At 65.6% G+C, this 18,901-nt stretch carries 18 protein-coding genes and 1 pseudogene; 18 read left to right on the top strand and 1 reads right to left on the bottom strand.

The genetic code is table 11. The features are described 5' to 3' along the window. Positions 1-14: 14 nt before the first annotated feature. From AWB68_RS17000 to AWB68_RS16960, 9 genes are all read left to right on the top strand, one after another. Positions 15-1,667: an amidohydrolase gene (locus tag AWB68_RS17000; RefSeq protein ID WP_087645516.1), complete on the top strand. Its 1,653-nt coding sequence runs from the start codon at positions 15-17 to the stop codon at positions 1,665-1,667. Next, positions 1,667-2,626, top strand: a complete 960-nt coding sequence (locus tag AWB68_RS16995; protein WP_087645515.1) for a CobW family GTP-binding protein — start codon at positions 1,667-1,669, stop codon at positions 2,624-2,626. The genes AWB68_RS17000 and AWB68_RS16995 overlap by 1 nt, the downstream gene beginning before the upstream one ends. 108 nt (positions 2,627-2,734) lie before the next feature. After that, the gene (locus AWB68_RS16990; RefSeq protein WP_087645514.1) at positions 2,735-2,959 is read left to right on the top strand and encodes a hypothetical protein; all 225 of its coding nucleotides are present in this window, start codon (positions 2,735-2,737) and stop codon (positions 2,957-2,959) included. A gap of 153 nt (positions 2,960-3,112) precedes the next feature. Further along, the gene (locus AWB68_RS16985; protein WP_087645513.1) at positions 3,113-3,478 is read left to right on the top strand and encodes a hypothetical protein; all 366 of its coding nucleotides are present in this window, start codon (positions 3,113-3,115) and stop codon (positions 3,476-3,478) included. Between the two features lie 175 nt (positions 3,479-3,653). After that, positions 3,654-4,850: a T6SS phospholipase effector Tle1-like catalytic domain-containing protein gene (locus AWB68_RS16980; protein ID WP_087645512.1), complete on the top strand. Its 1,197-nt coding sequence runs from the start codon at positions 3,654-3,656 to the stop codon at positions 4,848-4,850. Between the two features lie 275 nt (positions 4,851-5,125). Beyond that, positions 5,126-5,899: a hypothetical protein gene (locus AWB68_RS16975; RefSeq protein ID WP_235028376.1), complete on the top strand. Its 774-nt coding sequence runs from the start codon at positions 5,126-5,128 to the stop codon at positions 5,897-5,899. A gap of 154 nt (positions 5,900-6,053) precedes the next feature. Beyond that, on the top strand, positions 6,054-7,319 hold the full coding sequence (locus AWB68_RS16970) for a PQQ-dependent sugar dehydrogenase (protein WP_087645511.1): 1,266 nt from the start codon (positions 6,054-6,056) through the stop codon (positions 7,317-7,319). 11 nt (positions 7,320-7,330) lie between these two features. Beyond that, positions 7,331-7,645, top strand: a complete 315-nt coding sequence (locus AWB68_RS16965) for a c-type cytochrome (protein ID WP_087645510.1) — start codon at positions 7,331-7,333, stop codon at positions 7,643-7,645. Positions 7,646-8,105: 460 nt separating this feature from the next. Continuing rightward, positions 8,106-8,420: a hypothetical protein gene (locus tag AWB68_RS16960; RefSeq protein ID WP_200828720.1), complete on the top strand. Its 315-nt coding sequence runs from the start codon at positions 8,106-8,108 to the stop codon at positions 8,418-8,420. 148 nt (positions 8,421-8,568) lie between these two features. Here the strand turns inward: AWB68_RS16960 and AWB68_RS16955 are convergent, their stop codons facing one another. Beyond that, positions 8,569-8,772 carry a hypothetical protein gene (locus tag AWB68_RS16955; RefSeq protein ID WP_087645508.1) on the bottom strand — a complete coding sequence of 68 codons (204 nt, stop codon included), beginning with the start codon at positions 8,770-8,772 and terminating at the stop codon, positions 8,569-8,571. Between the two features lie 322 nt (positions 8,773-9,094). On the opposite strand from AWB68_RS16955, the gene AWB68_RS16950 reads away from it, so the two are divergent. The 9 genes and pseudogenes from AWB68_RS16950 to AWB68_RS16910 form a co-directional block, all read left to right on the top strand. Then, complete coding sequence (locus tag AWB68_RS16950) at positions 9,095-10,006, top strand: LysR family transcriptional regulator (protein ID WP_087645507.1); 912 nt, start codon at positions 9,095-9,097, stop codon at positions 10,004-10,006. Positions 10,007-10,123: 117 nt separating this feature from the next. Further along, a complete protein-coding gene (locus AWB68_RS16945) occupies positions 10,124-12,250 on the top strand; it encodes a 3-hydroxyacyl-CoA dehydrogenase NAD-binding domain-containing protein (protein WP_087645506.1) in 2,127 nt (708 codons plus the stop codon). Between the two features lie 58 nt (positions 12,251-12,308). Then, the gene (locus tag AWB68_RS16940) at positions 12,309-13,517 is read left to right on the top strand and encodes an acyl-CoA dehydrogenase family protein (protein WP_087645505.1); all 1,209 of its coding nucleotides are present in this window, start codon (positions 12,309-12,311) and stop codon (positions 13,515-13,517) included. A 10-nt stretch (positions 13,518-13,527) separates the two neighbouring features. Then, positions 13,528-14,661 (top strand): acyl-CoA dehydrogenase family protein, encoded by a 1,134-nt coding sequence (locus AWB68_RS16935; protein ID WP_087645504.1) that lies wholly within the window; start codon positions 13,528-13,530, stop codon positions 14,659-14,661. A gap of 71 nt (positions 14,662-14,732) precedes the next feature. Beyond that, positions 14,733-15,941, top strand: a complete 1,209-nt coding sequence (locus tag AWB68_RS16930) for a CaiB/BaiF CoA transferase family protein (protein ID WP_087645503.1) — start codon at positions 14,733-14,735, stop codon at positions 15,939-15,941. A gap of 25 nt (positions 15,942-15,966) precedes the next feature. Then, complete coding sequence (locus tag AWB68_RS16925; RefSeq protein ID WP_087645502.1) at positions 15,967-16,953, top strand: NAD(P)H-dependent flavin oxidoreductase; 987 nt, start codon at positions 15,967-15,969, stop codon at positions 16,951-16,953. Positions 16,954-17,032: 79 nt separating this feature from the next. After that, entirely contained in the window at positions 17,033-17,350 is a 318-nt protein-coding gene (locus tag AWB68_RS16920) for a DUF485 domain-containing protein (RefSeq protein WP_087645501.1), read from the top strand. 3 nt (positions 17,351-17,353) lie between these two features. After that, positions 17,354-18,574 (top strand): annotated as a pseudogene (locus AWB68_RS16915) (sodium:solute symporter family transporter); the annotation flags it as partial. A gap of 70 nt (positions 18,575-18,644) precedes the next feature. Further along, positions 18,645-18,901, top strand: a 257-nt coding sequence (locus tag AWB68_RS16910) for a hypothetical protein (RefSeq protein ID WP_200828719.1), incomplete at its 3' end; no start/stop codon positions are given.

Below are 18,901 nucleotides of genomic sequence, written 5' to 3'. Positions count from 1 at the left end.
CCGACCCCACGCCTATGAACGAATTCGACTCCAATCGCGTTACCGTCCTTGCCGCCCGGCGCATCCTGACGATGAATCCGGCGCAACCGCATGCGACTCACGTCGCCATTCGCGACGGCCGGATCCTTTCGGTGGGCGGCATCGAAGAGGTCCGTCAGTGGAGCGACGCCCACATCGACGACACCTTCAGCGACAAGGTGCTGATGCCCGGACTGGTCGAAGGCCATTGCCACCTGATGGAAGGCTCGATGTGGGACGCCGTGTACGTCGGCTATTACGATCGCCGGGGGCCCGACGGCAAACGCTGGCCGGGACTGAAGTCGCTCGACGCCGTGATCGGACGGCTCCAGGAAGCACAACGGGCGATGAAAGACGAAAACGCGCCGCTCCTCGCCTGGGGCTTCGACCCGATCTTCTTCGGGACGACCCGCCTGACGGCGAAGGAACTCGACCGTGTTTGCGCGCGCCGCCCCGTCGTCGTGCTGCACGCGAGCGTGCATCTGATGAACGTGAACTCGCCCATGCTCGCGCTCGCCGGGATCGACGACGATACCGACATAGACGGCATCGAACGCGACGCGCACGGCCAGCCGACCGGCGAGTTGCAGGAGTTCGCCGCGATGTTCCCCGTGTACCGGGTGATCGGCAACGGCCTTTCGATCGCGGCGAGCGAGAGCTGCAACGCGATCTGGAACTTCGGCCGCGTCGCGCAACTCGCGGGCGTGACCACCGCGACCGACCTGGTGAACGACTTCTCCGCAGAAGGGAATCGCAACCTGCACGAGATCACCGGCGACCCCGCCTATCCGCTGCGAATCGTTCCGGCGTTCGCGCCGCAGAGAAGCCCGGAGGGCGGGCCGGAACGCGTGCTTGCCGCGATGACGGAAAACACTGACAAGCTGCGCTTCGGCCCGGTCAAGTTCATCGTCGATGGGTCGATCCAGGGCTTTACTGCACGCCTCAAGTGGCCCGGCTATCTCAACGGCAAGCCGAACGGCTTGTGGCTCATCCCGCCGAGCCAGTTTGTCGAGGTGTTTACGCTCTTTCACCTCGCCGGCCTGCAATTGCACATTCACACCAACGGCGACGAAGCGACCGAACTCGTTCTCGACGCCATCGAGAAGATCCTCGATCGTTACCCGCGCCACGATCACCGCCACACGCTGCAGCACTGCCAGATGGCCGACGCGGCGCAGCTCGCGCGCGCCGCGCGGCTCGGCATGTGCATCAACTTCTTCGCCAATCATCTCTACTACTGGGGCGACGCCCACTACTCGCAGACCATGGGCGCTGACCGCGCGAACCACATGAACCCGGTGGAATCGGCGCGGCGGCTCGGCATTGCGTTCGCGATGCATTCCGATGCGCCGATCACGCCGCTCAATCCGCTGTTCACCGCCTGGTGCGCGGCCGCGCGGCAGAGCTCGACGGGACGCGTGCTCGGCGCGAGCGAACGCTTGCCCGTCGAGCACGCGTTGCGCGCGATCACGCTGGGCGCGGCGTACACGCTCAAGATGGAGCATCTCGTCGGCAGCATCGAAGTGGGCAAGTTCGCCGACTTCGCCGTGCTGCACGACGACCCCGCCGAGGTGCCGCTCGACCGTCTGAAGGACCTGGAAGTCTGGGGCACGGTGCTCGGCGGCCGGGTGTTCCAGTCGCCGGCGTGATGACCGTCGCGGCAAGCGCACCGCAGCGTCCGCCGATTGCGCTGATCGTGCTCGGCGGCTATCTGGGCGCGGGCAAGACCACGCTGCTCAACCACCTCCTCGCCGACGCGCAGGGCCGGCGCGTCACCGTCCTGGTCAACGATTTCGGCGCGATCAACATTGACGCGTCGCTGATCCGCGAGCAGAGCGACGACGTCATCAGTCTCGAGAACGGCTGCGTCTGCTGCTCGATCGGCGGGCGGCTCGTGCAGGCGCTGGTGGAGATCAGCGCGCGCGCCGATCCGCCGGACGTGCTGATCATCGAGGCGAGCGGCGTCTCGGACCCGGTTCGCATCGCGCAGGTCGGCATGCTCGATCGCGCGTTCAGGCTGCACGGGATCGTCGTCGCGGTGGATGCGCAAGGCATCGGCGAAACGCTCGGCGATCCCTACGTCGGCGATATCGTGCGCAGGCAGATCGAAGGCGCGACCGCGCTCGTGCTGACCAAAACCGACCTGATCGACGAAAGCGCGAAGGGCGCGGTCACCAGCAAGCTGCTGGAGCTGGCCGGGACGCGCATCGTGATCGAAGCGATGCACGGCGCGATTCCGCCCGCGCTCGTATTCGACGCCACTCCGGCCGGCACCCGGCAACCGAACGCGCCAGCCTTGCGGAGCGCAACACCTGCGCATCTTCCCGCCGGATTACGCAGCTTCACCTTCCGCAGCGAGGCACGCCTGAACCGCGCAAGGCTCAAGGAAGCGCTTCGCGTGCTCGGCCCGCGGCTTTTGCGGGCAAAGGGCTTCGTTCTTCTCGACGACGCCGGGGCGCCGCAGGAACTGCACGTCGTCGGCCCGCGGATTCGCCTGGGCGCGTTCAGCGGCGCGGTATCGGCTGAGTCGACGATCGTCCTGATCGGTCTCTTCGACCCCGAAGACGAACGGCTTGCCATCGGCGCATTGCACTCCGCCGCGCTTTAACCCGGCGCTTCGATCCCGATTGGCGCATTACGCTCCGCAGCGCGTCAACGCACGACCCCAGCATCGCCCGTCGCCATGCTAGGATTTTCGTGACCCACGGAGACACCCATGCGATTCGACTACAAGGCGTGGCACATCGACTGCCGCGCCCGGCACGACGACGACGGCAGCTTTTACGCGCACGCCACGATCACGCGCTCGCCCGCAACCGGCCGCGCGCACGTCGAGACGCACCACTCCGGTGAACTCGACGCCTTCGAAAACGAGTCCGACGCCCTTCACTGCGCGCGAATCTGGGCGATCGAGTGGTGCGACGAAGCCGCTTCGTCGTGACGGCGTACGGATTTCGTTCGAGAAACAAGGCGAGCCGCACGCACGCCGATCATTTAGCGGTTTTGCATGTTCCGCGATGCAAAATGATCTGATATTGTTTTCGTGAGGGAAACGATCTTATCGGCAACGTCAATCGTCTTCGTGAGTGCCGCCATGAATGATGTACGTCACCAACTCAGCCCGCGCGACCGGATTGAACTGCTCTGCTGGCTCACTTGCGGCAGCCTCGGCAACTACTACCTGAACGAGTCGTGGCCCACGCCGGCCTTCTTCGTGCAGGCCGCACGCAAATGGCTCGACCGGCACAAGCGACAGGCCGACTGGCTGGTCGTCGCGAGGCTGTCGGCGATTGCGGAACGCGTTGCGATGCAGCACGTCGGATGCGTGAACGCGGATTGGGCCCTCGACGCCGTCGAAGAAATCCTCGAGAGCGACGACCTCAACTACGAATCGGTGCTGGTTTCGCGCGTATTCGACGACTGCCGGCGCGCGCTCGCCGACAAGCGGATAGCCGACTGATCGGCCCGGCGGCCTTCGCCGTCGTTCGTCGTGCGCGGCGGGCGCGCATGACGCGCGCTCACGTACGGCCACATCGAGCTTGAACCCCTTCCCCCAGCGTCTACGATACTAAGCCGACGGCCTCGTTCGTACGCCGACGCCGCGACAGCTCAAACCTGCAACGGTGGAAGGTCACATGCCAAAAAATATCGTCTTTTGCGCCGACGGCACCTGGGGCGGCCCCAACTTCAAGGACAGCGACGACGACGGAACTCCGGACACGACGAACGTCTGGAAGCTCTTCTGCGCGCTCACCGGCGATCACAGCCTCGACACCGCGCTGCTCGCATCCGAGCAGGAAATCGCGGAAAGCGGCCCGAACGGGCAGGTCGCGAAGTACCTGCATGGCGTCGGCGATTCGCGCAACATCGCGATCAAGCTGCTCGGCGGCGCCTTTGGCGACGGCATCATCGCGCGCATCGTGCGGGGCTACACGTTCGTCTCGCGCAACTACGAGCCGGGCGACTCGATCATCCTGATCGGCTTTTCGCGCGGCGCGTATACCGTGCGGGCGCTTGGCGGCATGCTTGCCGACGTCGGCGTGCTGAACCGGGCGAAATACGATCCCGCGGACAAGGAGCAGGCGTACCAGCTCGGCATCAACGCGTGGCGCCGGCATCGCGCGGCGCGGGTGCAAGCCCGGAACGTGGGCGGTCTCATCGGCGTTTTCGATGCGCTGGTCCGACGCCTGCCGCACTTCGCGTTCGACCCCGTTCAGCCCGACGACACGCTTCCCGTCGACACCATCAAGGCAATCGGCGTCTGGGATACCGTCGGCGCGCTCGGCATTCCGCTCTATCTGGGCGCCAACGGCTCGGACATCGACGTCTTCCGCTTCGCCGATACCGCGCTCAGCAACAAGGTCGAGTTCGGCGTGCACGCGATCAGTCTCGATGAACAGCGCGCCGATTTCACGCCTACATTCTGGGACAAGCGCGACGGCATCACACAGGTGCTTTTCGCGGGCTCGCATTCGGATGTCGGCGGCGGGTATCCGGACGCCGAGGCGCGGCTTTCGGACATTACGTGCCAATGGATGCTGGAGCAGCTCAGCGCGCCGGCCATCGGGCTGCACGTCAAGCCGCAACCGTGGCCGCTCAAGCCCGACTTCCTCGGCGTCGGACATGAGCCCTGGACCGAGCTGCCCTTCTCGCTTCTCCCGAAGGGACCGCGCTCGCCGATCCCCTTTCCCAACGAGATTGGCGCGCACATCTCGATCGCGCACCGGATGGGCATCGATCCGAAAAGCGGGCAGCGCGTTGCGGTGACGCTGAAGTACTTGCCGTCGGCGCTCGCGCAGGAACTTGGGACGAATCTGGTTTGGGTGGATTGAGGGAGGCGAGCGGCGCACGTCCGACTCGTCGAGCCATGTTCGATTTGTCCTGCTTCCGATCGTCAGTCCGCAAAGACTCTCCGCCCGACGGCCCAATTAGTTAAGCGCATCCTTGACCTGCATCGACGGACGGTCTATACCAGACACGCATGCGTTTCTTCGGACCCGCAAGCCGCTCGGGGTTGAGCGGAACGCACATGCGGCGGCCAGCGGCGCTTCTACAGCGAGAACGCCGGAGTGGCAGCCCCAGGAGTCGAACGCACCGCGAGGCCACGATGAAGAAGACCGCGTGTTTGTGCAGTACCGCTCTCTCCATTCTCTGCGTCGCCCTGACCGCCTGCTCGACCGGCCAGACACTCCAGCCCGCCACCCCCGCAGGCACGACGACACTCCCATCCGGCGGCGTCTACAAGGGAACCGTCTCGACGCACGCCAACGCCATTCTCCTGATGCTCTTCGACGGCACCGCCTATCTGTTCTACGGCGATGCAGCTTCGGGGAAGAGTGGAGTCGCCGGCGTGGTCGTCGCGAACAACGGCGCCCAGTCCGCCACCGGGCAATTCAGCAGCGCCACCGCGCAAAACTACAGCTTGCGCATGCACACGGCGTCGCCCGTCACGTTCGACGCCAATTTCTCCCGCGCGCCGGCCGTGACCGGCGCGATCACCACCAAGTCGGCCGGCGCCGAAAGCGTCACGTTCTCCGCCGCCTCCGACCAGATGCTCGGCGCCGCACCCGCACGCGCAACCATCGCGGGCCTCTACAGCGGCCGCGGCGGCTCGATGCGAGGCTCGACCAACGCGAAGCTCACCGTCACCGACGACGGCTTCCTCGCCGGCACGACCGGAATCGGTTGCGTGTTCAGGGGAACCGTCGCGCCGCATACGGGCGTGAACGCCTACGACGTGTCGATCACGTTCGGTCCCGCGCCGTGCCCGCAAGCCGGCACGACCGCTTCCGGTCATGCCGTGCTTGACGGCGCCCGCTTGCTCGCCGCACTCCCAGGCCAGGACCGCTCGGACGCGTTCTTGTTCGACGGCACGAAATGATCGCCTTGTGTACGCGCTTTCAACATCGGCGATACCTATCCTAAGATTAATCCAGCCCGACCCGCCGCCGTTTCGATTCGCCGCCGTCATTCGCACATCCCGTTTTTTCCGCAGTTGCAGTCTTCAATAACGAAGCCTTCAAGGAGACAAGCAGATGAAACCAGCACTCAAGCTTTTGCCTTTCGCGATCGGTGCCGTCCTGGCCGGCCAGCCGTCCGCCTACGCGGCGCAGGACAACGTCAACGCGCTTTCGAACTTCAAGCAGACGGGCAACACCGCGCCCGCCGAGCAGGTGCCGCAAACTGGCCAGCGCGCCGACGCGCTGCGCGAAAACCTCAAGTCGATCAAGCTGCCGCCCGGCTTCAAGATCGAGCTCTACGCGGTCGTGCCCGACGCGCGCCACATGGCGATCGAGCCGTCGACGGGCGTCGTGTTCGTCGGCACGCGCAAGTCGCGCGTGTGGCAGGTGACGGACCGCACGAAGCGCCGCGTCGCCGACGATGTCGTCGCGTTCGCGAGTTCGGTGACCTTCAAGGTGCCGAACGGCGTGTGCTTCTCGCCGGACGGCGTGCTGTACGTGGTCGAGCAGAATCGCGTGCTGGCGTTCCCGGCGGCGCAGTTCTTCGGCGAAGGCGGGCCGGACGTGGCGGCGGCGGTCGTCGTGCCGCAGGGCAAGCTGATCCCGACGCAGTTCGAGAGCTTCAACCACGGTGCGCGCACCTGCCGCATCGGGCCGGACAAGAAGCTCTACATCACGCTCGGTCAGCCGTGGAACGTGCCGCCGAAGGACAAGCTCGCCGAACTCGACAAGAACGGGCTCGCGGGCATCATCCGCATGGACACGGACGGCAAGAACCGCGAGGTCTATGCGCATGGCGTGCGCAATTCGGTCGGCCTCGACTTCAATCCGAAGGACAAGACGCTGTGGTTCACGGATAACCAGGTCGACGGCATGGGCGACGACACCCCGCCCGGCGAACTCGACCACGCGACGAAGGCCGGCGAAAACTTCGGCTTCCCGTGGTACGGCGGCGGCAAGGTGCGCACGGCCGAGTACAAGGATGCCACGCCGCCGGCGGGCCTCGTGTTCCCGGCGGTCGAGTTCGCCGCGCATGCGGCGGACCTCGGCATGTCGTTCTACACCGGCAAGATGTTCCCCGCGAAGTACCAGGGCGGCATCTTCGACGCTGAACACGGCTCGTGGAATCGCACGAAGCCGATCGGCGCGCGCATCATGTACACGCCGATCAAGGACGACGGAACCGCCGGCGAGACGGAAGTGTTCGCCGAAGGCTGGCTCACTCCGTCGGGCGAATACATGGGCCGGCCGGTGGACGTCCAGCAATTGCAGGACGGGTCGCTGCTCGTGTCGGACGACTTCGACGGCGCGATCTATCGCATCTCCTACTCGGGCAAATGAGGCGGCATCCGATGAAGACGACGATGATCGCCGCGGCGGCGCTGGCCGCCGGGTGCGCGGCGAGCAGCGTTTCGTTCGCCGCCGACGTGAAGGCCGGGCGCGCGAAGGCCGTGCAATGCCAGGCGTGTCACGGCCTCGACGGGATCGCGAAGATTCCGGAAGCGCCCAATCTGGCGGGCCAGAACGAGGATTATCTGGTGAAGGCGCTGAACGACTTCAAGTCCGGCGCGCGGCAGAACGAGATGATGTCGATGATGGTGAAACCCTTGTCCGACGCCGATATCGCGAATCTCGCCGCGTTCTATCACAGCCTGGGCCATCCGTGACGAACGCAAACTAAATCGAGACAAAAAGTGTTGACAGGAGGTTTTAAGGGTTTATACTTACTCCTGTCTCCTCCATGTCTCAACCGATATGGATTCAGCCCGCTCATCGAGAGCGGGCTTTTTTTTGGGCTCAATTTCCCTCGTGCGCAAGACGGGATCACACCGCGCCTACGCCATCCCGGTCATCGCAAAAAAATTCGCCTCCTGGCGATGAATGGCCTATTCTGTATTCGTGGTCTGTGTGAAGACATGAGACCGCAAACGGGGTGAAAGCGGGAAGGCCGGAAGGTACGCCGCCTGTTTCCGCCCCGCCTCATTTCAAAAGGAAGCCCGCCCAGCGCGGGCTTTCTTTTTTGGCGCGGAAGGTGGCTCGTGTTCCGGCCAGGCGCGCCGGCATCAAGGCAGACAAAAGTGGAACAAAAAATGCTGTTCTACCGTTGCGACCTTATCCCGGAGGCGAATGATGGAAATCGAATCGACCGCGTGGTTCCCGCTCGAAGAATACGCGCCCGTACGCGCAGGCTGGTACGAAGTCCAGCTTTCGAGCGGCGAGACGGCGTTCTCGAAATTCGCCGACGGCGACTGGACCGAAAAGCCGGCGCTCGTTTTTACCCATTGGAGGGGACTGTCGGCTGATCCGTCGCAGTCCGGCGAGACCGAAAACATCGATGCCGAAGCGACGGCGGCCGAAGGCGTTCGCGCCGCCTGGAATGCGTTTTTCCCCGCGTTGGCCGATGAGCCTAAACAGGGCGACGCTCAACATAAAAGCGCCTGAGCACGGGCGATGAAGGCGGGACTGTGGGCAATCGGTGCAGTGCCGCATTTATCCACAGTTTCTGTGCTTAAACCTGTGGATATCGGGCGTGGGAATCCGGCAATACGTTGAGCGGAAAAGGCTTGGCGCGGAAGCTGCTCGGTGCCGGTCAGTCGCGGGAGTCGCACGGCGAAGCTGCCGGTGCCGACGCCGCGAGCCAGTGCGGCAGCGCGGGAAGGTCGACATCGAGAATCGCCTCGGATGCCGTCGCGCGATTCAACTCTTCTTCCGCGGACATCGGGAGGGCGAACGCAATCGTGCAGGTTGCCGCGAGCGCTACCGCGATAGCGGTCAGCCAGATTGAGAGGGTCATGATCGGTTACCTCGCAAGAGGGGTTTCGGCGGAAAGATGGACTCGAATCGACTGCGTCTGGCCGGGACATCGGCCGGAACGCGATCAGGAATCAGATGCGTCTGAATGTGAGATTAGATTCGCGCCGTCGATTCCACAGCCCTACTGACGCAGGGACTTGAAGGGGGGTGTCGGCTGGTCCGATGGGGGGATGCTCGCTTCCAGCGCAGTCGCGACGCGGTCCCGGAGTCGCGTCCCGCGCCCGCCGGCGCCCTTCCCCGCTATCCACCCCGCGACAATCCCCCTAACATAGCCGCATCTGTCCAGTTCGATTTGACAAACCATGGACCTGAACCTGATCGGCCTGTTCGTCGAGATCGTCGATTCGCGCAGCCTGAGCGCGGCCGCGCGCAAGCTCGGCATGACGCGCTCGAACATCAGCCAGCGGCTGAAACTGCTCGAACGGGAAACCGGCGCGCAGTTGCTGCGCCGCTCCACCCGCAGTTTCGAACTCACGCAGGCCGGACACACGCTCTACGACTGCGGCCAGCGCATGCTCGAAGACCTCGGCACGGCGCGCGCGTCGATCGACAGTCTCGGCCACACGCTGCGCGGACGCGTGCGCATCAGCGTGCCGACCGGCTTTGGCCGGATGTTCATCGGTTCGAAGCTGCTGGAATTCGCGCGCGCGCATCCCGGCATCACGCTCAACGTGACGTTCAACAATCGCATCGAGGACCTGATCGCCGCCGAAGTCGATGTCGCCGTGCGCATCACGTCCACGCCGCCGCTCGATTACGTGGCCCGCAACATCTGCTCGATCGACTGGAACCTGTACGCGTCGTCGGACTATGTGGCCGAGCGCGGCCCGATCGACCATCCCGCCGACCTCGAACGGCAGACGCTCATCGCGTCGCCCTACCCCGGGATGCGTCTCACGGTCGAGTTGATCCACCGGCAAAACGAAGCCGATGTCCACACGATCACGATGCAACCCGCATTGCAGTCGTCGGACTATCCGTTTCTCGCCGATGCGGTATGCCAGGGCATGGGCATCGGTCTCTTGCCGGTGTACGTGCCGCATGCGGCCACGAGCCAGGGTCTCGTGCAGATCCTGCCGGCGTACCGGGTCGCCGGGCAGCAGAACACGCTCTACATCGTGACCTTGCCGAACCGCTATCCGTCGCCGTCGACGCAGGCGCTGATCGACTACCTGCGCGACGCCATCCTCTCCCTCGCCAAGACCTGGGAATAATTCCCGGCGTCGTCTGTCAATTCCTGGTTAACAGTCCGTCAACCCGCAATGGAATTGTCAACGCAGCTTTGTCACTCGACAATGCATCCACACAAAAGCAAATACACGGAGACAAACATGACGAATCCCGAACTGGCTGACGACATCGTCAGATCCGAATTGCGCGACGACGGCATCCTCGTCGTGACCCTCGACAACCCGCCCGTGAACGCACTGGGCGTCGACGTCCGGCGCGGCCTGCTCGCCGCGATCGAGAAGGCCGACGCCGAGCGCGCCGTCACGGCGGTCCTGATCGTCGGCGCGGGACGCAACTTCATCGGCGGCGCCGATATCCGCGAGTTCGGCAAGCTGCCGCAGCCGCCGTCGCTGCCCGAAGTCTGCAATCGCATCGAGGCATGCACGAAGCCGGTCGTCGCGGCGATTCACGGCGCGGCGCTCGGCGGCGGCCTCGAAGTCGCGCTCGCGGCGCATTACCGGCTGGCGGTCGAGGGCTCGAAACTAGGCTTGCCCGAAGTCACGCTCGGCCTCCTGCCCGGTGCGGGCGGCACGCAGCGCACGCCGCGCCTGATCGGCGCGCAAGCTGCGCTCGACCTGATGCTGAGCGGCCGACACGTCGGCGCGAAGGAAGCCCGCACGCTCGGCCTCGTCGATCGCATCGGGCCGACCGGTGACGCGCTCGCCGACGGCCTCGCCTACGCGCAGGAGCTCATCGCCGCACGCGCGCCGGTGCGCCGCACCCGCGACGCCGCCGGTCTCGCCGAGCGCAAGTCGAGCCGCGCCGCGATCGAAGCGGCGCGCACCGAAACGTCGAGGAAATCGCGCGATTTGTTTTCGCCGCTGAAGATCGTCGACGCGGTCCAGGCCGCGCTCGAACAACCCTTCGACGACGGCCTGCGCCACGAGCGTCAATTGTTCCTGCAATGCATCGACAGCCCGCAGCGCGCCGGCCTGATCCACGCGTTCTTCGCCGAACGCGAAGTGCAGAAGGCGCCGGAAACGCGCGCCGCGAAACCACGCCCGATCGCGAGCGTCGGCGTGATCGGCGGCGGCACGATGGGCGCGGGCATCGCGGTGGCGGCGCTGGACGCGGGCCTGCCGGTGACGATGGTCGAGCGCGACGAGGCGTCGCTCGCTCGGGGTCGCGCGCATATCGAGAAGGTCTACGACGGACTGGTCGCGAAGGGCCGCATGAGCGAGCCGGCGAAAGCAGCCGCGATGAGCCGCTGGACGGGCAGCACGTCGTACGACGCGCTCGCTTCGATCGATCTCGTGATCGAAGCCGTGTTCGAAGACCTCGACGTGAAAAAGGCCGTCTTTGCGGAACTCGATCGCGTCTGCAAGCCGGGCGCGATCCTCGCGACCAACACGTCGTACCTCGACATCGACGCGATCGCCGCCAGCGTCTCGCGTCCCGCCGATGTGATCGGCCTGCACTTCTTCTCGCCGGCCAACATCATGAAGCTGCTCGAAGTGGTGGTGCCGGCGCAGGTCGGCGCGGACGTGGTCGCGAGCGCGTTCGAGCTGGCGAAGAAGCTGCGCAAGGTGCCGGTGCGCGCGGGCGTGTGCGACGGATTCATCGGCAATCGCGTGCTGGCGGTGTATCGCGCGGCGGCCGATCACATGATGGAAGACGGTGCGTCGCCGTATCAGATCGATCGGGCGGTGCGCGAATTTGGCTTCCCAATGGGACCGTTCCAGGTGGCCGATCTCGCGGGCGGCGACATCGGCTGGGCCGCGCGCAAGCGCCGAGCCGCAGCCCGCGACCCCGAAGCCCGCTATGTGCAGATCGCCGACCGTCTCTGCGAGCGCGGCTGGTTCGGGCAGAAGACGGGACGCGGGTTCTATCTCTATCCCGAAGGCGCACGCACCGGCACGCCCGACCCCGAAGTCGAGGCGATCGTCGATGCCGAACGCGCACGCGCCGGCATCACGCCGCGCGCCTTTACCGACGACGAGATCATCCGCCGCTACATGGCCGCCATGATCAACGAAGGCGCAAACGTCGTGCATGAGGGCATCGCGCTGCGTCCGCTCGACGTCGACGTGACGTTCCTCTACGGCTACGGCTTCCCGCGCCATCGCGGCGGCCCGATGAAATACGCCGACACGGTCGGCCTCGCGAACGTGCTTGCCGACATCCGCGCGTTCGCGAAGGAAGATCCACGCTTCTGGCGGCCGTCGCCGCTGATCGTCGAACTCGTCGAGCGCGGTGCCGATTTCGCCAGCCTGAATCACACCTCGTGAGCGCCCGCGGCGCGCACGCGCCGCCAGTCTCTTCGACACCTACTGGAAGAAGCCAATCATGGATCTGAACTTCACCCCCGAAGAGGAAGCCTTTCGCGAGCGCGTCGTGCGCTTCCTGCAAGACAAGCTCCCGCAACGGCTCTCGGACAAGGTCAATCACGGCCGTCAACTCACCCGAGCCGACATGGTCGAGTGGCACGCGATCCTGAACGAACAGGGCTGGCTCGCGAACCACTGGCCCGAGCAGTACGGCGGCCCGGGCTGGAACACCGTGCAGAAGTTCATCTTCGAGAACGAATGCGCGCTCGCCGGCGCGCCGCGCATCCTGCCGTTCGGCGTGAACATGCTCGGCCCGGTGCTCATCAAGTACGGCAGCGAGGCGCAGAAGCGCCATTGGCTGCCGCGCATTCTCGACGGCTCGGACTGGTGGTGCCAGGGCTATTCGGAACCGGGCGCGGGTTCCGATCTCGCTTCCGTGAAGACAACCGCCGTGCGCGGCATCGATGCGCAAGGCGAGCACTACATCGTCAACGGCCAGAAGACGTGGACGACGCTCGGCCAGCACGCGAACATGATTTTCTGTCTCGTGCGCACGGCAACCGATGTCCGCAAGCAGGAAGGCATCAGCTTCCTGCTGGTGGACATGAACACGCCGGGCGTGGAAGTGCGGCCGATCATCACGCTCGAAGGCGAGCATGAAATCAACGAGGTGTTTTTCACCGACGTGCGCGTGCCGGCCGAAAACCTCGTCGGCGAGGAGAACAAGGGCTGGACGTATGCGAAGTATCTGCTGACCTACGAGCGCACGAATATCGCGGGCGTCGGCTTTTCGGTCGCGGCGCTGGAGCGCCTGCGCAACGTCGCGGCGAAGCTCAGACGCAATGGCCGGCCACTCGCTGAAGACCCGCTCTTCGCGGCGCGCTTCGCCCGCGTCGAGATCGATCTGGAGAACATGAAGACAACCAACCTGCGCGTGATCGCGGCAGTGGCGGGCGGCGGCGTGCCGGGCGCCGAGAGTTCGATGCTCAAGATTCGCGGCACGGAAATCCGCCAGGAGATTTCGTCGCTGATGCGCCGCGCGATGGGACCGTATGCGCAACCGTTCATCGAGGAAGCGCTGCACGACGGCTACGACGAAGCGCCCGTCGGTCCCGAAGAAGCCGCGAGCGCCGCTGCGCTCTACTTCAACAATCGCAAGCTGTCGATTTTCGGCGGCTCCAACGAAATCCAGAAGAACATCATCTCCAAGATGATCCTGGGACTGTAAGGGGATCGCCATGAACTTCCAGCACACCGAAGACCGCCGCATGCTGGCGGATACGCTGAACCGCTTCGTCAGCGAGCAGTACGCCTTCGAGACGCGCGACCGGCTCGCGCGCTCCGCCGATGGATTCAGCCGCGAGATGTGGGGCCGTTTCGCCGAACTGGGCATCGTCGGCGCGCTGTTCGGCGAGGCCGACGGCGGCTTCGGCGGCGAGGGTTTCGATATCGCCGTCGTGTTCGAAAGCCTGGGACGCGGGCTCGTCGTCGAGCCGTTTCTCGGCGCGCTGATGGTGGGCCGGGCGGTGGCGCTCGCGGGCAGCGACGCGCAGAAAGCGCTCATCGCGCAACTGATCGAAGGCAGCGCGGTCGCGGCGCTCGCGCATGACGAGCCGGGCTCGCATTACGAACTCGCGCAGGTCGCGACGCGTGCCGTGCGCCGTGCGGATGGCGGCTGGACCTTGACCGGCGCCAAGGCCGTCGTGCAGCAGGGCGAAGCGGCCAGCGTGTTCCTCGTCTCCGCGCGCACGAGCGGCGCCGTCGACGCCGAAGACGGCATCTCGCTCTTCCTCGTCCCGCGCGAGGCAGCGGGCTTGAGCTTGCGCGGCTATCGCAACATCGACGGCGGCCGCGCGGCCGAAGTCGTCCTGAACGAAGTCTGCGTAGGCGGCGACGCCCTCCTCGGCCAGCCCGGCGCCGGGTTCGCCACGCTCGAACAAAGCATCGGCTGCGGCGTGCTCGCGCTTTGCGCGGAAGCGCTCGGCGCGATGGATGTCGCGAAGGACTTCACGCTCGAATACCTGCGCACGCGCAAGCAGTTCGGCGTCTTGATCGGCAGCTTCCAGGCGTTGCAGCATCGCATGGCGGATTTGCTGCTCGAGATCGAACAGGCGCGCTCGGCGGTCATCAACGCGGCCGCCGCGCTCGGCTCGGAACGCGTCGCGCGTGAACGTGCGCTGTCGGCGGCGAAGACCAGCATCGGACGCATCGGCGCGCGGGTTGCCGAAGAGTGCATCCAGTTGCACGGCGGCATCGGCATGACGTGGGAGCTGCCGCTCGCGCACTACGCGAAGCGCCTCGTCCTGATCGACCATCAGCTCGGCGACGAAGACCATCATCTCGAACGCTACATCGCGCTGGGTCGCGGCTGACTCGAAGCTGCGTTGACGCACGCTGACCCAAGGCTGACCGCTGCGGCGGCTCACGAAAAAACGGACTTCCAATGTCGAACCTGAATTCCGCGCTGCCGCTTGCCGGCGTGCGCGTGCTCGATCTTTCCCGCGTGCTGGCGGGCCCCTGGTGCGGCATGGTGCTCGGCGACCTCGGCGCCGAAGTCATCAAGGTCGAGCATCCGGCTCGCGGCGACGATACCCGCGACTGGGGCCTGCGCGTCGGCTCGACCCAGACCTCGTATTTCAACAGCGTCAACCGCAACAAGCGCTCGGTGAGCCTCGACCTGCAAACCGCCGAAGGCCAGCGGATCGCCCGCGAACTCGCCGCGCAGTGCGACGTCGTGATCCAGAACTTCAAGTTCGGCGGTGCGGAGAAACTGGGCCTCGGCTACGAGCAGTTGAAGCACGAACGCAACGACCTGATCTACTGCTCGATCTCCGGCTACGACCGCACCGGACCGGAAGCCGCGCGTCCGGGCTACGACCTCCTGGTCCAGGGCGAGGCCGGGCTGATGGCGCTCAACGGCGAAGCCGAACAGCCGCCGCTCAAGTTCGGCGTCGCGGCCGTCGACCTGTTCACCGGCATGTACTCGGCGCAGGCCGTGCTCGCGGCTCTCTTCGAGCGCCAGAAGACCGGCCGGGGACACCACATCGAAATGGCGCTCTTCGATTGCGGCCTGATGATCACCTCCTACTACGGGCTCGAAGCGCTGATCCAGGGCGAGGACCCGCCGCGCTACGGCAACGCGCATCCGTCGATCGTGCCCTACGGCGTGTTCGATGCCGCCGATGGTCCGCTCGTCATCACGGTCGGCAACAACGCCCAGTACGCGCGCTTCTGCCGCGAGGTGATCGAGCGTCCCGATCTCGCCGAGGACGACCGCTTCCAGACCAATATCGGCCGCGCGGCGAATCGCGCGGTGCTCGTGCCGGAACTGAATCGCGAGATCGGGATGCGCAAGCGCGCCGTGCTGCTGGAGCGTCTCGCCGCGGCGGGCATTCCGTGCGGCGAAGTGCTCGGGCTTCACGAAGCGCTGACCTCGAAGCGCGCCACCGACGCGGGGCTCGTCACGACGCAGCCGCATCCCGAAGTGGGCAGCACGCAGGTGCTCGCGCCGCCCTATCGCTTCGACGGCGAGCGCCTGCCGGTGCGCAGCGCGCCGCCGCAACTGGGCGAAGGCACGCGCGACGTGCTCCAGTCGCTGCTCGGCCTGTCCGACGAGCAGCTCGCCCGATTGAAGACCGACGGCGTCGTCTGACGCCGCCTTTATCGCGGAACTCCTCATGAGCCAGAGCCGTTTTTCCAATCCAGTCACCGAACTCTTCGGCACGCGCCTGCCCATCGTCGCGGGCGGGCTGATGTGGCTCGCCGATGCGAACTTCGTCGCGGCGGCGTCGCGCGCCGGGATCATCGGCTTCATCACGGCGGCAAGCTTTCCCGAGCCGCACGCGCTGCAGGCGGAAATCCGCCGCTGCCGCGATCTCTGCGACGGCGGCCCGTTCGGCGTCAACGTCTCGATGCTGCCGAAGCTCGTGCCCGGCGAAAAGACGCGCGACGTGTTCGAACTCATCGTCGATGAAGGCGTGAAGTTCGTCGAGACCTCCGGGCGCAATCCGGAGGAATTCATGCCGCTCCTCAAGGCAGCCGGCGTGAAGGTGCTGCACAAGGTGCCGGCGGTGCGCTACGCGGTAAAGGCGGCGTCGATCGGCGTCGATGCCGTGGCGATCGTCGGCGCCGAATGCGGCGGGCATCCGGGCCTCGACATGGTCGGCTCGTTCGTCAACGCGGCATGGGCGGAAAGCGAGCTCGACATTCCGTACCTGATCGGCGGCGGCGTGGGCCGCGGCTCGCAGCTCGCCGCCGCGCTCGCGATGGGCGCATCGGGCGTGGTGATCGGCACGCGCTTTGTCGTCGCGGAGGAAATCTGGGCGCACGAGGACTACAAGCGCCGCCTCGTGGAAGCGCAGCCGACCGATACCGATCTTTGCATGCAGTCCGTGCGCAACACCGTGCGCACGCTGCGCAACGAAACGAGCGCGGCCGTCAAGGCGCTCGAAGCGCAAAACCCGAACGTGACGATCCAGGAACTGCTGCCGATGGTGGCCGGAAAAATCGGCCGCGATGCGTACGTGACCGGCGACTGGTCGAAGGGCTTGCTCTCGGCGGGGCATTCGCTGGCGTTCGTGGACCGCGTCGAACCGCTCGCCGATATCGTCGGGCGCTTCGAGACCGACATGCGCCAGGCGCTCGCGCGCATGGCGGCGGTCTGAGCAAGACCCACCCACAGCACAAGTGCTGCGCGAAAGCAGCCGGACAAACCCACGCAGTTCAAAAGAAGGAGACAAAGAGATGCAGCAAGCCGTCATCGATTCGCTCAAGGCGAGCCCTGCCTACAGGCAGCTCGTCAGCACACGCCGGCGCTTCAGCTTCACGCTGACCGCGCTCATGATCCTCACCTACTACAGCTTCATCCTGTTCGTCGCGCTCGCGCCGCAAGTGCTTGCGCAGCCGCTGTATGCAGGCGCCACGACGAGCGTCGGCATCGTCGCGGGCGTGGGCATCATCGCGGTCGCGGTGGGACTCACCGGCTGGTACGTGCTGCGCGCGAACCGCACGCTCGACCCGCTGATGAGCGCGCTGCTCGCCAAAGCCCGGCAAGGAGACTGAACGATGAAACTGCTTCGCCTATTGTCGATCGCCGGCCTCGCCTCGACCGCCGCGCTCGCTCACGCTTCCTCCGTTGTTGGCCCGGTGCCGGACCATGGCGAACTCAATCCCGTCGCGATCGGGATGTTCCTGCTGTTCGTGCTCGTCACGCTCGCGATCACGCGCTGGGCATCGCGCAGAACCCGCACGACCAAGGACTTCTATAGCGCGGGCGGCGGCATCACCGGCTTCCAGAACGGCCTCGCGATCGCCGGCGACTACATGTCCGCGGCGTCGTTCCTCGGTCTCTCCGGCATGGTGTTCATGTTCGGCTTCGATGGCCTGATCTACTCGATCGGTTTTCTGGTCGGCTGGCCGTTCGTGATGTTCCTGCTCGCCGAGCCGCTGCGCAATCTCGGCAAGTTCACGTTCGTCGATGTGGTCGCCTACCGCTTCGAGCAGGCGCCCATCCGCCTGCTCACGGCGAGCACGTCGCTCGTGGTCGTGATCTTCTATCTCGTCGTGCAGATGGTCGGCGCGGGCAAGCTGATCCAGTTGCTGTTCGGCCTGCAATACTGGATGGCGGAAGTGATCGTCGGCGCGCTGATGGTGGTCTACGTGTTCTTCGGCGGCATGACCGCGACCACCTGGGTGCAGATCATCAAGGCGGTGCTGCTGCTCTGCGGCGCGACCTTCATGGCGATCACCGCGCTCGCGCAATTCGGCTTCAGCCCGGAGCAGATGTTCCGCCACGCGGTGGACGTGCATCCCGGCGCGCTCAGCATCATGGGACCGGGCAAGCTGCTGAAGGACCCGCTCAACGCGCTCTCGCTCGGCATCGCGCTGATGTTCGGCACGGCTGGCTTCCCGCATATCCTGATGCGCTTCTTCACCGTCCCCGACGCGAAGGCGGCGCGCAAGTCGGTGTTCGTCGCGACGGGTTTCATCGGCTACTTCTACCTGCTCACCTTCATCATCGGCTTCTCGGCAATCGCGCTTCTCGCGCAGCATCCCGAGTTCTTCAAGGCCGGCGCCGACGGCCACATCAACCTCACGCGCGACCTGCTCGGCGGCTCGAACATGGTGGCCGTGAAGCTGGCGCAGGCGGTCGGCGGCAACCTGTTCTACGGCTTCATCGCCGCCGTGACGTTCGCGACCATCCTCGCGGTCGTCGCGGGCCTGACGCTCGCCGGCGCGACCACCGTGTCGCACGATCTCTACGCTTGCTGGCTCGCGCGCGGCAAGGCGTGAACCGCCTCCGATTTTTCTGGACACGATTTTGGGGTAAAACGTGTTTCTGGAAACGGAGTTGAACATGCTGAAGAAGTCGAAGATCGCCGAGGTTGTGCCGGGGGCGGTGGAAGGAGCGCGTAGCGCGACTGGAAGCGCCCCCGGCGCGGCCGCCGAAGTGAAACGGTGGTCGGCCAATCGGAAGAAACAAGTCGTCTTGCGCTTGTTGCGCGGCGAGCCGGTGGATGCCATTTCGCGCGAAGTTTCGGTACCGATATACCGGCTCGAAGAATGGCGTGAGCGTGCCTTGGCCGGTATCGATGCTGGCCTCAAGGAGCGCGA

Source organism: Caballeronia choica (assembly GCF_001544535.1).
Classification (GTDB): domain Bacteria; phylum Pseudomonadota; class Gammaproteobacteria; order Burkholderiales; family Burkholderiaceae; genus Caballeronia; species Caballeronia choica.
This window is presented reverse-complemented; position numbering and strand designations above follow the sequence as displayed.

Excerpts from the sequence above, each read along its gene's own strand:
- AWB68_RS16930 (WP_087645503.1), top strand. The coding sequence starts at position 14,733 with ATGTCGAACCTGAATTCCGCGCTGCCGCTTGCCGGCGTGCGCGTGCTC.
- AWB68_RS16935 (WP_087645504.1), top strand. The coding sequence starts at position 13,528 with ATGAACTTCCAGCACACCGAAGACCGCCGCATGCTGGCGGATACGCTG.
- AWB68_RS16925 (WP_087645502.1), top strand. The coding sequence starts at position 15,967 with ATGAGCCAGAGCCGTTTTTCCAATCCAGTCACCGAACTCTTCGGCACG.
- AWB68_RS16980 (WP_087645512.1), top strand. The coding sequence starts at position 3,654 with ATGCCAAAAAATATCGTCTTTTGCGCCGACGGCACCTGGGGCGGCCCC.
- AWB68_RS16975 (WP_235028376.1), top strand. The coding sequence starts at position 5,126 with ATGAAGAAGACCGCGTGTTTGTGCAGTACCGCTCTCTCCATTCTCTGC.
- AWB68_RS16920 (WP_087645501.1), top strand. The coding sequence starts at position 17,033 with ATGCAGCAAGCCGTCATCGATTCGCTCAAGGCGAGCCCTGCCTACAGG.
- AWB68_RS16960 (WP_200828720.1), top strand. The coding sequence starts at position 8,106 with ATGATGGAAATCGAATCGACCGCGTGGTTCCCGCTCGAAGAATACGCG.
- AWB68_RS16950 (WP_087645507.1), top strand. The coding sequence starts at position 9,095 with ATGGACCTGAACCTGATCGGCCTGTTCGTCGAGATCGTCGATTCGCGC.
- AWB68_RS16995 (WP_087645515.1), top strand. The coding sequence starts at position 1,667 with ATGACCGTCGCGGCAAGCGCACCGCAGCGTCCGCCGATTGCGCTGATC.
- AWB68_RS16985 (WP_087645513.1), top strand. The coding sequence starts at position 3,113 with ATGAATGATGTACGTCACCAACTCAGCCCGCGCGACCGGATTGAACTG.
- AWB68_RS16940 (WP_087645505.1), top strand. The coding sequence starts at position 12,309 with ATGGATCTGAACTTCACCCCCGAAGAGGAAGCCTTTCGCGAGCGCGTC.
- AWB68_RS16990 (WP_087645514.1), top strand. The coding sequence starts at position 2,735 with ATGCGATTCGACTACAAGGCGTGGCACATCGACTGCCGCGCCCGGCAC.
- AWB68_RS16945 (WP_087645506.1), top strand. The coding sequence starts at position 10,124 with ATGACGAATCCCGAACTGGCTGACGACATCGTCAGATCCGAATTGCGC.
- AWB68_RS16955 (WP_087645508.1), bottom strand. The coding sequence starts at position 8,772 with ATGACCCTCTCAATCTGGCTGACCGCTATCGCGGTAGCGCTCGCGGCA.
- AWB68_RS16970 (WP_087645511.1), top strand. The coding sequence starts at position 6,054 with ATGAAACCAGCACTCAAGCTTTTGCCTTTCGCGATCGGTGCCGTCCTG.
- AWB68_RS16965 (WP_087645510.1), top strand. The coding sequence starts at position 7,331 with ATGAAGACGACGATGATCGCCGCGGCGGCGCTGGCCGCCGGGTGCGCG.
- AWB68_RS17000 (WP_087645516.1), top strand. The coding sequence starts at position 15 with ATGAACGAATTCGACTCCAATCGCGTTACCGTCCTTGCCGCCCGGCGC.